This window comes from Pseudomonas sp. PONIH3, from assembly GCF_002934345.1.
GTDB lineage: Bacteria > Pseudomonadota > Gammaproteobacteria > Pseudomonadales > Pseudomonadaceae > Aquipseudomonas > Aquipseudomonas soli.
The window spans coordinates 1,079,591-1,093,568 of sequence record NZ_CP026386.1; the positions used below are offsets into that span (position 1 = coordinate 1,079,591).

General features: G+C 63.8%; 11 protein-coding genes. 9 read left to right on the forward strand and 2 right to left on the reverse strand.

Features of this window, described 5'->3' with window-relative positions; all coding sequences use genetic code 11:
• Positions 1-49 precede the first annotated feature (49 nt).
• Positions 50-1,111: a PD-(D/E)XK nuclease family protein gene (locus C3F42_RS04705; protein WP_104444063.1), complete on the forward strand. Its 1,062-nt coding sequence runs from the start codon at positions 50-52 to the stop codon at positions 1,109-1,111.
• A gap of 59 nt (positions 1,112-1,170) precedes the next feature.
• Here C3F42_RS04705 and C3F42_RS04710 read toward each other — a convergent pair whose 3' ends face one another.
• Entirely contained in the window at positions 1,171-2,598 is a 1,428-nt protein-coding gene (locus C3F42_RS04710) for a hypothetical protein (protein WP_143067519.1), read from the reverse strand.
• 259 nt (positions 2,599-2,857) lie between these two features.
• Between C3F42_RS04710 and C3F42_RS04715 the strand changes: the two genes are divergently transcribed.
• Positions 2,858-4,612: an FAD-dependent oxidoreductase gene (locus C3F42_RS04715; RefSeq protein ID WP_104444064.1), complete on the forward strand. Its 1,755-nt coding sequence runs from the start codon at positions 2,858-2,860 to the stop codon at positions 4,610-4,612.
• Positions 4,609-6,288, forward strand: coding sequence for an alpha-keto acid decarboxylase family protein (locus C3F42_RS04720; RefSeq protein WP_104444065.1), 1,680 nt, complete (start codon positions 4,609-4,611; stop codon positions 6,286-6,288). The genes C3F42_RS04715 and C3F42_RS04720 overlap by 4 nt, the downstream gene beginning before the upstream one ends.
• A gap of 84 nt (positions 6,289-6,372) precedes the next feature.
• On the opposite strand, the gene C3F42_RS04725 is transcribed toward C3F42_RS04720, so the two are convergent.
• Positions 6,373-6,669, reverse strand: coding sequence for a DUF3077 domain-containing protein (locus tag C3F42_RS04725; RefSeq protein WP_158659521.1), 297 nt, complete (start codon positions 6,667-6,669; stop codon positions 6,373-6,375).
• Between the two features lie 368 nt (positions 6,670-7,037).
• On the opposite strand from C3F42_RS04725, the gene C3F42_RS04730 reads away from it, so the two are divergent.
• The 6 genes from C3F42_RS04730 to C3F42_RS04755 all read left to right on the forward strand — a co-directional run bounded on the left by C3F42_RS04730 (position 7,038) and on the right by C3F42_RS04755 (position 13,976).
• Entirely contained in the window at positions 7,038-7,943 is a 906-nt protein-coding gene (locus C3F42_RS04730; RefSeq protein ID WP_023629779.1) for an AraC family transcriptional regulator, read from the forward strand.
• Positions 7,944-8,178: 235 nt separating this feature from the next.
• A complete protein-coding gene (locus C3F42_RS04735; RefSeq protein ID WP_046856054.1) occupies positions 8,179-9,489 on the forward strand; it encodes a sugar ABC transporter substrate-binding protein in 1,311 nt (436 codons plus the stop codon).
• Positions 9,490-9,560: 71 nt separating this feature from the next.
• Positions 9,561-10,484, forward strand: coding sequence for a carbohydrate ABC transporter permease (locus C3F42_RS04740; protein WP_104444067.1), 924 nt, complete (start codon positions 9,561-9,563; stop codon positions 10,482-10,484).
• Positions 10,485-10,494: 10 nt separating this feature from the next.
• Positions 10,495-11,328 carry a carbohydrate ABC transporter permease gene (locus C3F42_RS04745; RefSeq protein ID WP_104444068.1) on the forward strand — a complete coding sequence of 278 codons (834 nt, stop codon included), beginning with the start codon at positions 10,495-10,497 and terminating at the stop codon, positions 11,326-11,328.
• Positions 11,329-11,382: 54 nt separating this feature from the next.
• Positions 11,383-12,495, forward strand: a complete 1,113-nt coding sequence (locus C3F42_RS04750) for an ABC transporter ATP-binding protein (protein WP_038705864.1) — start codon at positions 11,383-11,385, stop codon at positions 12,493-12,495.
• Positions 12,496-12,506: 11 nt separating this feature from the next.
• Positions 12,507-13,976, forward strand: a complete 1,470-nt coding sequence (locus C3F42_RS04755; RefSeq protein ID WP_104444069.1) for a mannitol dehydrogenase family protein — start codon at positions 12,507-12,509, stop codon at positions 13,974-13,976.
• Positions 13,977-13,978 lie beyond the last annotated feature (2 nt).

Here is a 13,978-nt window from a genome sequence, read left to right on the forward strand (position 1 = left end):
GTATCACCGACATTGCTACCCCCGCAAGGGGAACACACGGAGAAACACTATGGATCTGGATCAGGCACGCGCCCTGCTTGCCGAGGCTGAACGGCATCGCCAGCCGGCGTATGAGCCAAGCATTTTTGCCCTCGGAGGGCGCGGTTACTACGAAAACCCCACCACTGACCTGCTCGCATTCTTTCTCGACCCCAACCAGGTCCATGGTTTTGGTGATTGCTTCCTCGGCGCCCTGCTAGGCTGCATCTGCAAGAAGTCACCTCCCGAGCCGACCCTGCGCCTGCCTCCGCAACGTGAAGTGACCACCACCAATGGCAAGCGCATCGACCTGCTGCTGCAAGGTGAGGACTGGCTGCTGATTCTCGAGAACAAGATCTTCCACGCTCAGGTCAACCCGTTCGCCGATTACGAACTCTATGCCGAAACATTGGTGGGTGGCCGCGACAAGCGCGTGTTGTTCGCGGTGCTGTCACCGTCGGGCAGCAACGTCGCCGATGGTTGGACAGGGCTCAGCTATGCCGAGCTACTCGGCGCCCTGCGCAGAGCACTGTCGCAAAACGTCGAGCACAGCCGGCTGAACAAATGGCGTGTGCTGGCAGACGAGTTCCTGCTGCATCTGGAAAACATCACCGTGGAGCGTGACATGAACCCTGAGAGCATTGATTTCATCTTCGATCACCTGCCGCAGATCAATGCCCTGAACAAGCTGCGTGACCAGGCACTCGAGGCGCTGGATAGCAAGATCATCGCCCACTTGCAGGCCGAGATCGACGGCTTCGAAACCTACACCCGCCGGCAACCCTGGGCGGACGGACCGGCGCTGCGTTACGCCTGCAACGACTGGGTCGAGTGGTCGGATGTGGTGCTCTACCTGGATGGCAGCCAGGCGCCACTGCGACCGACCATCCGCGTGTACCTGATCAACGTCGACACGCGCCAGATGGAGTTTGGCCGCCATCTGTTCCTTGACACCACAAGGCAGCCCTGGACCGAAGGCCGGCGCGTGATCGGTTTTGAATGGAAGTTGGAAAGCTTCGACGAACGCGTGGTAATCGACACGGTCCTGGAGAAAATGCGGCTGTTGATGCAATTCGAGGCCGAAATGCGCTGACATCAAGCCACAATGGGCAGGCCGCCCCGCACTTGCGCAAGCGTGGGGTAATGTGGTTTTCAGCGTTTCTTGCTGGCCGACACCCGGGGCCGTGCATCGACATAGACAATATCGGATGCCCTTTCGCCCTTGGCAGATTGCAACGAGCGGACCCGCTCAAGCTTTCCACCCAGTTCCCCAACATCCACCAGCACGAAAATCCCATGCTCGGTGTTTTCCGAATCCTTGTAGCGCTCCAACTGACACTCATAACCATGCACCACACTGGTGTTGGTCGACAGCTTGAACTCGACCACGACCTTGTCGTGCCAGCCGGCAGAGATCTTGAAATCAACCGGCCCACTTCCGCCGTCCGACTCAGGCGAAATATCCAGGCCGTACGCACGGCAAAAGCTAATGGCACTGCTGAAGAACAGATTTTGCACACTGCTTTCTGGCTTGGGCTTGTCTCGGTCCCAAAGCTCCTTCCACAATCCATGCGCTTCAATCTGCGTCTTGAATACTTCAAGAATTTCATGCACCACATCATTCATGGTCCGTACACAGGGGGCGTTCTGGAACTGCCGGACGACCGCCGAGTGCGTCCGCCGTTGCTCGCTGCCAAGCCGCTGCCAGAAATCCGGATCACTCAAGTCATCTGCGAGTTGATCGATACGGCCAAGAACTGCAAGTTTCAGTTCATCCATGCGCTGGAGGAGATCTTCGCAAGACGATGACCTACCGATTCTCTGCAAATAATCCAGGATCTGGTCAGGCTGCGGGCTTATGCCGGCCTCCATGAGCAAAGCAATAGCTCGCGTTTGCACCTCATGCCCGGCCTCCCGTTCGAACCTGCGGGAGAGACACACATCCCACAGATCTCGCCTCGTCCCCTGGGAAAAGCCAGAGAGGATGTCGACATCGGGCGGGACAATCACATACTCCAGACAGTAATCGATGGGGAACCTGCTACGCAGGCTGGTGATCATCTTGATCAACCCAAGACCTATGCGGGCATCAGGTAGAAAGGCCGGTTTTTTTTCGCTGATCATCTCGAAGAGATCCGCAACTGGCTCAGCAGTGCGCAGCATATGGACATGAAAGTCGCAGGGGATATCCCAGAGCTCGTTGCCCAGCGAGAAACCGCGATCATCTATCTTGCAATAGGGGGTAAGTGTGCAGACCTCACCTGACTCGAACAGATAGACTCGAAACCCTTTGCTTTTGTAGATATAGGACCTTCTGCCACCTGCCGCCGCCGTAAGGCCATCGAACAGCAGGACCGCCTTGGAGGAATGAAACTCTTCCATTGAACGAGTACGGGGGGAGTCCAGCCCACATTGTTCGATTGGAATTACTTCAACTGCCATACGCTCAGGCAACGCCTCGAACAGCTCGCGCTGATCGAGTACGCAGGACAGTACATCGCGGGTAACGCCAACAAAGTCGACTTGCTCCCCCCAACACTCCCTGACCGCTGCCAGCAACAGCGTTTCCAGCACGTCCATAACCTTCCTCATCAAAATCGCATGCCTTGGCAGGCTTCTGGCAACAAATAATGCCAAAACGATACCACGCCACCGTAGTGCCTAGGCCATCGACAGCTATGTCGAGATCACCATCGCCTGGGTTCCCCGCACACCTCGTTGTAACCGCGCCGGGACCACGTTGAAAATTCAATGATGGCAAACTGGCATTCCGCCAAACCTCGACAATACTGGCTCGTCACATGGATTCCTTGCCCACAACAACAAAAGGGAATTTGCGATGAGCCAGCCCCAACCCTTGGACGTCGCCATCATCGGCGGCGGTGTCTCCGGTACCTACAGCGCCTGGCGCCTGCAACAGGCCCACGGCGACAGCCTGCGTATCCAGTTGTTCGAATATGGCGACCGCATCGGCGGGCGGCTGTTCAGCGTCAAGCTGCCCGGCCTGCCCAATGTGGTCGCCGAGGTGGGCGGCATGCGCTACATGCCCGGCGCCGACGGCCATGTCATGGTCGACACCCTGGTGCAGCACCTGGGCCTGCCGAGCAAGGACTTCCCCATGGGCAACGAACTGCCCAAGGACGCGCCCATCGGCGCCCAGGACAACCTGTTCTACCTGCGCGGCCAGCGCTTCCGTTTCCGCGATTTCGTCGAGGCGCCGCACAAGATTCCCTACGACCTGGGCTGGACCGAGCGCGGCTACAACCCCGAAGACCTCCAGGTCAATGTGATGAACAGCATCTACCCCGGCTTCGACAAGCTGAGCCTGGCCGAGCAGATGCAGGTGCAGGTATTCGGCAAGCCGATCTGGCGCTACGGTTTCTGGGACCTGCTCTACCGCGTACTGAGCAACGAGGGCTACCAGTTCATGAAGGACGCCGGCGGCTACGAGGCCAACGTCGCCAACGCCAGCGCCGTGACCCAGCTGCCCGCCACCGAATACAGCGACGCCACCGTGTTCCGCACGCTCAAGGATGGCTTCCAGAGCCTGCCGCTGACCCTGGCCCAGCGCTTCAGCGAACAGGCCGGCGGCCTGGTGCCCGCCGACCAGCGCATCCAGATGAACCGCCGCCTGGCCGCCCTGAGCTACAGCGATGACACCGAGTACCCCTACCGCCTGCACCTGCGCCACACCGAGACCGTCAACGGCAAGACCCACGACCTCGAAGGCGAGGACATCGTCCACGCCCGCCAGGTGATCCTCGCCCTGCCGCGCCGCGCGCTGGAGCTGATCGACTCGCCGCTGTTCGACGACCCGTGGCTCAAGGACAACCTCGGCTCGGTGCTGGTGCAGTCGGCGTTCAAGCTGTTCCTGGCCTATGAGCAACCCTGGTGGCGCAACCTGGGCCTGGTGGCCGGGCGTTCGGTCACCGACCTGCCGATCCGCCAGTGCTACTACATGGGCACCGAGTGCGATCAGGCCGGTGGCGAAAACACCTTCAACTCGCTGCTGATGGCCTCCTACAACGACATCGGCACCGTGCCGTTCTGGAAAGGACTCGAAGACGGCCCCGAATTCACCGGCTACACCCCGCGCAGCCTCGAAGGGCGTATCGCCGACGACGCGGTGGTGCCGCGCACGCAGTTCCAGATCAGCGACGAGATGGTGCGCATCGCCCAGCGCCAGGTCACCCAGCTGCACGCCCAGGTCGAGCTGCCGGCGCCCTACAGCGCCGTGTACCACGCCTGGGACGCCGACCCCTACGGTGGCGGCTGGCACGAGTGGAAGGCCAACTACCGCCTGGACCTGATCATCCAGAAGATGCGCCACCCGGTTAAGGACCAGCAGGTGTTCATCGTCGGCGAGGCGTATTCCTATGGCCAGGGTTGGGTCGAGGGCGCGCTGACCACCGCCGAGTCCGCCTTGCAGGAGTTCTTCGAACTGCCGCGCCCCAACTGGCTGCCGGCCAGCTACCAGCTGCTGCCGACCCCGGCACCGGAAGAGATCGACTACGCCACCCCGCCCATGCCCAGCCACGCGCCGCAGGTGCTCGAAGCTATCACCCAGGCCATCTGCGCGGGGGTCAAGCCATGAGCACTTTTACCGTGGCCGACTACCTGCTGACCCGGCTCAAGGAGCTGGGCCTGGACAAGGTATTCCAGGTGCCGGGCGATTACTGTTCCAGGTTCATGAGCGCGCTGGACGCCTTCGACGGCATTGATGCCGTGGGCGAAATCTACGAGATGGGCGCCGCCTACAGCGCTGACGGCTACGCCCGGGTGCACGGCCTGGGCGCGGTGTCGCTGCAGTACGGGGTGGGCACTTTCAGCGCAGTTAACGCCATCGCCGGGGCCTACGTGGAGCGCAACCCGGTGGTGGTGATCTCCGCCAGCCCCTCCACCAGCGACCGCCTCAAGGCCAATGCCCAGAACGTGTTGTTCCACCACTCCACCGGCAACTTCGAGGCCGACCGCAACGTGCTGGAGCAGGTGACCGTGGCCTGCGAGATCCTGTCCGATCCGCACCGCGCGCCGTGGCAGATCGACAACGCGCTGATCGCGGCGCTCACCCACCGCCAGCCCATCTACCTGGAGGCCTATCAGGACATCTGGGGCGCCGAGGTCAGTCGCCCCCACGGCCAATTGACCCCCGCCCCGCGCCCGTCCAACCCCCAGGCTTTGCAAAGCCTGGTCGAGGCCAGCGTGCAACGCCTGGCCACGGCGCGCCAGGCGCTGGTGCTGCTGGGGGTGGAGATCATTCGCTACGGTTTGCAGGACGCCGTGCAACGCCTGATCGACAGTTGCGGCCTGCCCTTCTCCACCACCCTCGACGCCAAGACCGTACTCGACGAAAGCCAGGCGCCATTCATCGGCACCTATGCCGGCCCCGCCTCCCGCCCGGAAACCTCGGCCCGGGTGGATGCCTGCGACTGCATCCTGGCCATTGGCGTGATCTTCACCGACGACTACCTGGACCTGCTCAAGGCCCGCTATGGCGAAATCGTCCAGGTCAACTGCGAACTGGCCCGCGCCGGCGCCGACTACTACCCCAATGTGCGCCTGCCCGACTATGTCGAGGCCCTGCTCAAGGCCATGAAGGTGGATACCCAGTTCCCCCGCCCTGGCACCGCCCTGGCCGCCTCGCGCCCGCTGCTGGGCAGCGGCGCGGTGCCCAGCGCGCTGAGTTATGCGAGCTTTTTCGACAGCCTGGTGAACTTCGCCCACGAGCATCGCCTGTGGCAGACCAGCACGCTGATCCTCGGTGAAAGCTCGTCGCTGTATGTGGCCAGCAACATCAACGGCATGCCCCGCGGCAGTTTCATCTCCGATGCCATCTGGGGCTCGCTCGGCCACGAGACTGGCTGCGCCCTTGGCGTGGCGCTGGGCAGCGGCCGGCGCCCGGTGGTAGTGGCCGGCGATGGCGGGTTCATGATGGTCAGCCAGTCGCTGGCAGCACTGGCGCGCAACAAGGTCAATGCGGTGGTGTTCGTGATGAGCAACCAGGTGTATGCGATCGAGCAGGCCTTCGTCGACCCTGATGCGTTCACGCCAGAAGGTGAATTCGCGCCGTTCGACACCTTGCCCGCGCTGGACTATACAGCGCTGGCCTGCGGCTATGGCGCGCTGGGGTATCGGGTGGAAACGGTGGACGAGCTGGAACGCTTGCTGCCGCAGTTGCTGATGGTTGTGCAGCGGCCAGTACTGGTGGAGGTGAAGATTGCCGAGAAAGACTTTGCCGAGCAGATCAAACGGTTAGCCGGGCTGAGTTGATTGCACGGTTGATCGCCACACCTGCCGCCAAACAGTTAGCCGCTTTCGACTGCTCGAAAGCGGCTATTGCGCTGACAGCGCGGCTCAACTGTCGCCCTTCCCCTCGCTCACCGGCAGCTGCCCATCAATCATCGCCTTGGCGATCCCGCTGAGGTAATACGTTGCCCGCATAAGCGTCTGCGCCTCTTTCGGCTTGCTCAACGCCTGCTGCGTGAGCGCGGTGATGCAGCCCAGAATGATCGACGCTTCCTGCAACACCTCGGCCGTCGGCAACCCCGGTACAGCCTGCACCCAGTCGCGTACCGACCGACGCCGGGTACGGCCAACCAGGCTAACGATGTTCAGTACGTCTTTGCCCTTTGCTTGTTCGTCCTTGTCCATGACCCCACCCCCGAAAAAATGAAAGAGCCCGCCGCGTTTCATCGTCTGGCGCCAACGGGCCAAACCGCACGATCCTTGCACGGTGTTCTGCCCAAAGGCCCGGCCAACCCCGAACGGCGAAACACGACGAGCAGGGCGAGACTAAAGGGCCTACCCACTCGCTACAACGGCCCGACAGGTGGAAAAGCTACCTTTAGGAAATGGACTACACGAACAGCGGAAGAATGGCTGTAGGACCTACAAAATCCGCCTTGAACAAGCACCCGCATGGGACGGTCGCAGCGCATACGCCTACAGCTTTCTGCTCTGCCCTGCTCCGCCACTTCAGGCTAGGATGTCACCTCGCCCCGCCAGGCCCAGCCACTGCCATGCCCAGAACAAGCAAAGTCACCGACCCGTCCTACGAACTGATGGACGACCATGAAGGCGCCTCGCTGATCTACCGCCAGCATGGCTTCCCCAGCCCGCTGGTGCGCTGGCATTTCCACAAGGAATACGAGCTGCACCTGATCGTCGCCAGCGCCGGCAAGGTGTTCATCGGCGACTACATCGGCAACTTCGCTCCCGACACCCTGTTCCTCACCGGCCCCAACCTGCCGCACAACTGGATCAGCCAGGTCGGCCCCGACGAAGTGGTGGGCAAGCGCGACATGCTGGTCAACTTCACTGACGAGGTACTCGAGGACGGCAGCCAGGTGTTCGCCGAGCTCACCCAGCTGGCCCCGCTGCTGGCCCGGGCGCGCTATGGCATCGAGTTCCGCGACCCGGCACTGATAAACGAGAGCCGCCAGCTGCTGCAACGTATCGCCGACAGCCGCGGCATGACCCGCCTGGGATACTTTTTTATCCTCATGGAACAGCTCGCCGCCTGCGATGACTACCAACTGCTGTCCACCGTCACCTCTTCGCAACTGGCAGACGAACACAATGTCGAGCGTATCAACCGGGCGGTGGACTACATCTTCCAGCACTACGCCCAGGACCTGAGCCAGAACGAGGTGGCCGAGCACCTGGGCATGACGCCGACCTACTTCTCGCGGTTCTTCAAGCAGGCCGCCGGGCGCGGCTTCGTCGAGTTCGTCAACCGGCTGCGGGTGAGCAAGTCGTGCGAGCTGCTGGCCAAGGGCGAACTGCCGGTGACCGAGGTGTGCTTCGAATCGGGCTTCAGCAACTTGTCGAACTTCAACCGACGCTTTCTGCAACTCAAGGGCATGACCCCTTCGGACTACCGCAGCCTGGTGACCCAGCGCCTGACCGAGCAGAACCGCGCCTGAGCCTGAGGCTGCTTTGCAGCCCATCGCCGGCAAGCCGGCTCCTACCCCGACCGCAGCGCCTTCAAGCCAGCGCCATCCCCGTGGGAGCCGGCTTGTCGGCGATGGCGCGCGCAGCGGCCCCTGTTCAAGCACTGCAAAAAAGTATCAGCCAAGGTGCAGGCGAGGCTTTGTCGGCATCGCCGTGCACGGGTGTAATCAGCGCCGAGCGATACAAAAACAATAAGGGAGTTCACTGATGAACGACTCGATCAAGGCCTGCCTGGCCGCCGCCTGCCTCAGCCTGCCGCTGCATGCCCAGGCCGCCGACACCCTGACCATCGCCACGGTCAACAACAATGACATGATCCGCATGCAGCGCCTGGCCAAGGTGTTCGAGCAGCAGCACCCGGACATCCAGCTCAAGTGGGTGGTGCTTGAAGAGAACGTGCTGCGCCAGCGCCTGACCACCGATATCGCCACCCAGGGCGGCCAGTTCGACGTGCTGACCATCGGCATGTACGAAGCCGCGCTGTGGGGTGCCAAGGGCTGGCTGGCGCCGATGACCGACCTGCCCGCCGACTACAACCTCGACGACGTGTTTCCCTCGGTACGCAACGGCCTCTCGGCCAACGGCACGCTGTACGCCCTGCCCTTCTATGCCGAAGCCTCGATCACCTACTACCGCAAGGACCTGTTCGAGCAAGCCGGGCTGAGCATGCCCGAGCAACCGACCTGGACCCAGCTCGGCGAGTTCGCCGCCAAGCTCAACCAGCCCGACCAGGGCCAGTACGGCATCTGCCTGCGCGGCAAGGCCGGCTGGGGCGAGAACATGGCGCTGATCGGCACCGTGGCCAATGCCTTCGGCGCACGCTGGTTCGATGAGCAATGGAAACCCGAGTTCAGCGGCAGCGAATGGAAGAACGCGCTGAACTTCTATGTGAACACCCTCAAGCAATACGGCCCGCCCGGCGCCTCCAGCAACGGCTTCAACGAAAACCTCGCGCTGTTCAACAGCGGCAAGTGCGCGATGTGGGTCGATGCCAGCGTCGCCGGCTCGTTCGTCACCGACAAGACCCAGAGCAAGGTCGCCGACCAGGTCGGCTTCACCTTCGCGCCCAAGGAAGTCACCGACAAGGGCGCAACCTGGCTGTATTCCTGGGCACTGGCGATCCCCACCAGTTCCAAATCCAAGGACGCCGCCAGGACGTTCGCCACCTGGGCCACCTCCGAGGCCTACGGCAAGCTGGTGGCCGAGAAAGAAGGCGTGGCCAACGTGCCGCCCGGCACCCGCGCCTCGACCTACAACGACGCGTACCTGGCCGCCGCGCCATTCGCCAAGGTCACCCTCGAATCGCTCAAGCGCGTCGACCCCAACCACCCCACCCTCAAGCCCGTGCCCTACGTGGGCATCCAGCTGGTGACCATCCCCGAGTTCCAGGCCATCGGCACCCAGGTCGGCAAACTGTTCGCCGCCGCGCTGACCGGGCAGATGAAAGTGGACCAGGTGCTGGCCTCGGCCCAGCAGTCCACCGAACGCGAGATGAAGCGCGCCGGTTACCCCAAGTAGCCCGCAGCGTCCCCCGACCGCGCCGAACCCCGGCGCGGTGACCGCCCCTTTTTGCTGCACACGGAGTCGCCATGAACACATCGGCCCTCGACACCCCGAGCCTCGCCACCGCACGCCCCGGCAAACGCCGCGTCGGCCCCGGCTGGTTCCTGGTCAGCCCTTCGGTGGCGCTGCTGCTGTTGTGGATGATCGTGCCCCTGGGCATGACCCTGTATTTCTCGCTGATCCGCTACAACCTGCTGTACCCGGGCGAAAACCAGTTCGTGGGCCTGGAGAACTTCGCCTTCTTCGTCACCGACGCCGGCTTCATGCCCGGCGCCCTGAATACCCTGACCCTGGTCGGCAGCGTGCTGGCGATCAGCGTGGTGCTCGGCGTGCTCATTGCCGCGCTGCTGGAGGCCTGCGAGTTCTGGGGCCGCGGCGTGGTGCGGGTGCTGCTGATCTCGCCGTTCTTCATCATGCCCACGGTCAGCGCGCTGCTGTGGAAGAACCTGATCTTCCACCCGGTGTCGGGCATCCTCGCCGCCGTGTGGCGCCTGTTTGGCGCGCAACCGGTGGACTGGCTGGCGCACTACCCGCTGCTGTCGATCATCCTGATCGTCTCCTGGCAGTGGCTACCGTTCGCCATCCTGATCCTGATGACCGCCATGCAGTCGCAGGATCTGGAACAGAAGGAAGCCGCGCGCCTGGATGGCGCAGGCCCCTTGGCGATCTTCTGGCACCTGACCCTGCCGCACCTGGCGCGGCCCATCGCCGTGGTGGTGATGATCGAGACCATCTTCCTGCTGTCGGTGTTCGCCGAGATCTTCACCACCACCAGCGGCGGCCCCGGATACGAGTCCACCAACCTCGCCTACCTGATCTACAACCAGGCGCTGCTGCAGTTCGACGTCGGCATGGCCTCGGCCGGTGGCCTGATTGCGGTGCTGATCGCCAATATCGCCGCCATCGTGCTGGTCCGCATGATCGGCAAGAACCTCACCGCGCGCAGCTGAGGAGCCCACCATGCTGACACTCAAGCAAACCCGCATCCTGAAGAACGCCCTGCTCGGCCTGCTGTGCTGGGCCATCGCCCTGGTGATCTTCTTCCCGATTTTCTGGATGCTGCTGACCAGCTTCAAGACCGAGCTGGACGCCTTCGCCACGCCGCCGCAGTTCATCTTCGCGCCGACGCTGGAGAACTACCTGCACATCAACGAGCGCAGCGACTACTTCGCCTACGCCTGGAACTCGGTACTGATCTCGTTCTCGGCGACCCTGCTGTGCATGCTTATCGCCGTGCCGGCCGCCTACTCGATGGCCTTTTTTGAAACCCGCCACACCAAGCGCACGCTGCTGTGGATGCTGTCGACCAAGATGTTGCCGCCGGTGGGCGTCTTGATGCCGATCTACCTGCTGGCCAAGCAGTTCGGCCTGCTCGATTCGCGCCTGGCGCTGGTCATCGTCTACACCCTGATCAACCTGCCGATCGTGGTGTGGATGGTGTACACCTACTTCAAGGATATCCCCGTGGACATCCTCGAAGCGGCACGCCTGGATGGCGCCGGCACCTGGCAGGAGATCGTCCGCGTGCTGCTGCCGATCGCCCGCGGCGGGCTGGCCTCGACCCTGCTGCTATCGTTGATCCTGTGCTGGAACGAGGCGTTCTGGTCGCTGAACCTGACCTCGTCCGCCGCCGCCCCGCTCACCGCGCTGGTGGCCTCCTACTCCAGCCCCGAAGGGTTGTTCTGGGCCAAGCTCTCGGCCGTCTCGACCCTGGCCTGCGCGCCGATCCTGATCTTTGGCTGGATCAGCCAGAAGCAGCTGGTGCGCGGGCTCTCCTTCGGTGCCGTGAAATGATTTCCCGCCATTCCCACGCCAATTCTGTTCTCGCCTCTGACAAGGACACCCACCATGGCTGACCTGAAAATCCGCAACCTGCACAAAGGCTTCGATGGCCACGCCATCATCAAGGGCATCGACCTGGACGTGCGCGACCGCGAGTTCGTGGTGTTCGTCGGCCCCTCCGGCTGCGGCAAGTCCACCCTGCTGCGCCTGATCGCCGGCCTCGAGGAGGTCAGCAGCGGCAGCATCACCCTCGACGGCGCCGACATCACCGACACCGCCCCGGCCAAGCGCGACCTGGCCATGGTGTTCCAGACCTACGCCCTGTACCCGCACATGACCGTGCGCAAGAACCTGTCGTTTGCCCTGGACCTGGCCGGCGTCGCCAAGCACGAGGTCACCGCCAAGGTCGACAACGCCGCGCGCATCCTCGAGCTGCAACCGCTGCTCGAACGCAAGCCGCGCCAGCTCTCCGGCGGCCAGCGCCAGCGGGTGGCGATCGGCCGCGCCATCGTGCGCAACCCGAAGATCTTCCTGTTCGACGAGCCGCTGTCCAACCTCGACGCCGCCCTGCGCGTGCAGATGCGCCTGGAGCTGGCGCGGCTGCACCAGGAGCTGGCCGCGACGATGATCTACGTGACCCACGACCAGGTCGAGGCCATGACCCTGGCCGACAAAGTGGTGGTACTCAACGGCGGGCGCGTCGAGCAAGTGGGCTCGCCGCTAGAGTTGTACCACCATCCGGCCAACCTGTTCGTCGCGGGGTTTCTCGGCACGCCGAAGATGGGCTTCCTGCGTGGGCACCTGAGCCGTAACCAGGGCAACCAGTGCGAGGTAGCCCTCGAATGTGGTGCGCGCATCGCCCTGCCGCTGTGCGCGGGCGAGCTGCATACCGGCAGCCAGGTGACCCTGGGGATCAGGCCCGAGCACCTGAGCATCAGCCCCATGTGCCAGGGCGCGCCGGGGTCGCTGCAGGTGACGGCCGATGTCAGCGAGCGGCTCGGCAGCGACAGCTACTGCCATGTGCGCGCCGCGTCCGGCGAGATGCTCACCGTGCGCGTGCGCGGCGACTTCGCGCCGACCTTCGGCGAGGCCCTGGAGCTGACCTTCGACCCCACCCACTGCCACCTGTTCGACAGCAACGGCCAAGCCCTCGACAAGCGCCTGCAGCAGGCGGCCTAAGGACCTTCAGGATGAAACTCAACCAACACAACCTCTCCCGCCTGACGATCGCCCGCCCCAGCTACGACCCAAGCCAATTGCGCCAGGGCATCGTGCACATCGGCGTCGGCGGCTTCCACCGCGCCCACCAGGGCGCCTACACCGACGCCCTGATGAACCTGGGCGAAGGCCTCGACTGGGCCATCTGTGGGGCCGGCCTGCGCCGCGAAGACCGCGCCATGCGCGATGCCCTGGCCGCGCAAGACCACCTCTACACCCTGTTCGAACTGGGTGACCAACCCGACACCCAGGTCCGCGTGATAGCCGCGATCAACGGCATGCTGCTGGCCGAGGACGGCGCCGAAGCGCTGCTGGCCAAGCTTGCCGAACCCAACATCCGCATCGTCTCGCTGACCATCACCGAAGGCGGCTACTGCATCGACGACAGCACCGGCGAACTCCGCGCCGACCTGCCGCAGATCCAGCACGACCTGGCCAACCCGCAAGCCCCGCAGAGCGTGTTCGGCTTCCTCTGCGAAGCCCTGCGCCGCCGCCGCGAGGCCGGCAGCGGCCCCTTCACCGTGATGTCCTGCGACAACCTCCCGCACAACGGCGACGTCGCCCGCAAGGCCCTGCTGGCCTTCGCCCACCTGCAGAACCACGACCTGGCCCGCTGGATCGACGGTCACGTCAGCTTCCCCAATGCCATGGTCGACCGCATCACCCCGATGACCAGCCCCGCCCACCGTCAGCAGTTGCTCGAGCGCCACGGCGTCGACGATGCCTGGCCGGTGGTGTGCGAGCCGTTTTTGCAATGGGTGGTGGAAGACAAGTTCGTCGCCGGCCGCCCGGCCTGGGAACAGGTCGGCGTGCAGTTCACCGACGACGTCACGCCCTATGAAGAAATGAAGATCAAGCTGCTCAACGGCAGCCACCTGGCCCTCACCTACCTGGGCTTTCTGCAAGGCTACCGCTTCGTCCACGAAACCCTCGCCGACCCGCTGCTGCAGCGCTACATGCGCACCTTCATGGACCAGGACGTAACCCCGCAACTGGCCCCGGTACCGGGCATCGACCTGACGCGCTACAAGCACAGCCTCACCGAGCGCTTCGCCAACCGCGCCATCGCCGACCAGCTGGAGCGCGTGTGCTCCGACGGCTCGTCGAAATTCCCCAAGTTCATCGTGCCCACCGCCAACCGCCTGATCGCCGACGGCAAGCCCCTGGAGCGCGTGGCCCTGGTGGTGGCCGCCTGGGCCCTGTACCTGCGTGGCGAGGACGAACAGGGCACCCGCTACAGCATCCCCGACCCCCGCGCCGCCGACTGCCAGGCCCGGGTGGCGCAGCGCGACGGCCTGGCCGCCCGGGTGCTCGGCGACGAGGCGATCTTCGGCACGGCGATCCCCGCATCCAAAGCCTTCGTCAGCGCCTTCGAGCGCCTATACGACAGCTTGCGCGAAGTCGGCGTGAGTGAAACCCTGCGCCAGGTCCTCGGCCACTGACA

Bases quoted from the DNA above. Each gene is read 5' to 3' on its own strand.
- C3F42_RS04725 (WP_158659521.1), bottom strand. From the start codon at position 6,669: ATGGACAAGGACGAACAAGCAAAGGGCAAAGACGTACTGAACATCGTT.
- C3F42_RS04740 (WP_104444067.1), top strand. From the start codon at position 9,561: ATGAACACATCGGCCCTCGACACCCCGAGCCTCGCCACCGCACGCCCC.
- C3F42_RS04705 (WP_104444063.1), top strand. From the start codon at position 50: ATGGATCTGGATCAGGCACGCGCCCTGCTTGCCGAGGCTGAACGGCAT.
- C3F42_RS04710 (WP_143067519.1), bottom strand. From the start codon at position 2,598: ATGGACGTGCTGGAAACGCTGTTGCTGGCAGCGGTCAGGGAGTGTTGG.
- C3F42_RS04715 (WP_104444064.1), top strand. From the start codon at position 2,858: ATGAGCCAGCCCCAACCCTTGGACGTCGCCATCATCGGCGGCGGTGTC.
- C3F42_RS04730 (WP_023629779.1), top strand. From the start codon at position 7,038: ATGCCCAGAACAAGCAAAGTCACCGACCCGTCCTACGAACTGATGGAC.
- C3F42_RS04745 (WP_104444068.1), top strand. From the start codon at position 10,495: ATGCTGACACTCAAGCAAACCCGCATCCTGAAGAACGCCCTGCTCGGC.
- C3F42_RS04735 (WP_046856054.1), top strand. From the start codon at position 8,179: ATGAACGACTCGATCAAGGCCTGCCTGGCCGCCGCCTGCCTCAGCCTG.
- C3F42_RS04755 (WP_104444069.1), top strand. From the start codon at position 12,507: ATGAAACTCAACCAACACAACCTCTCCCGCCTGACGATCGCCCGCCCC.
- C3F42_RS04720 (WP_104444065.1), top strand. From the start codon at position 4,609: ATGAGCACTTTTACCGTGGCCGACTACCTGCTGACCCGGCTCAAGGAG.
- C3F42_RS04750 (WP_038705864.1), top strand. From the start codon at position 11,383: ATGGCTGACCTGAAAATCCGCAACCTGCACAAAGGCTTCGATGGCCAC.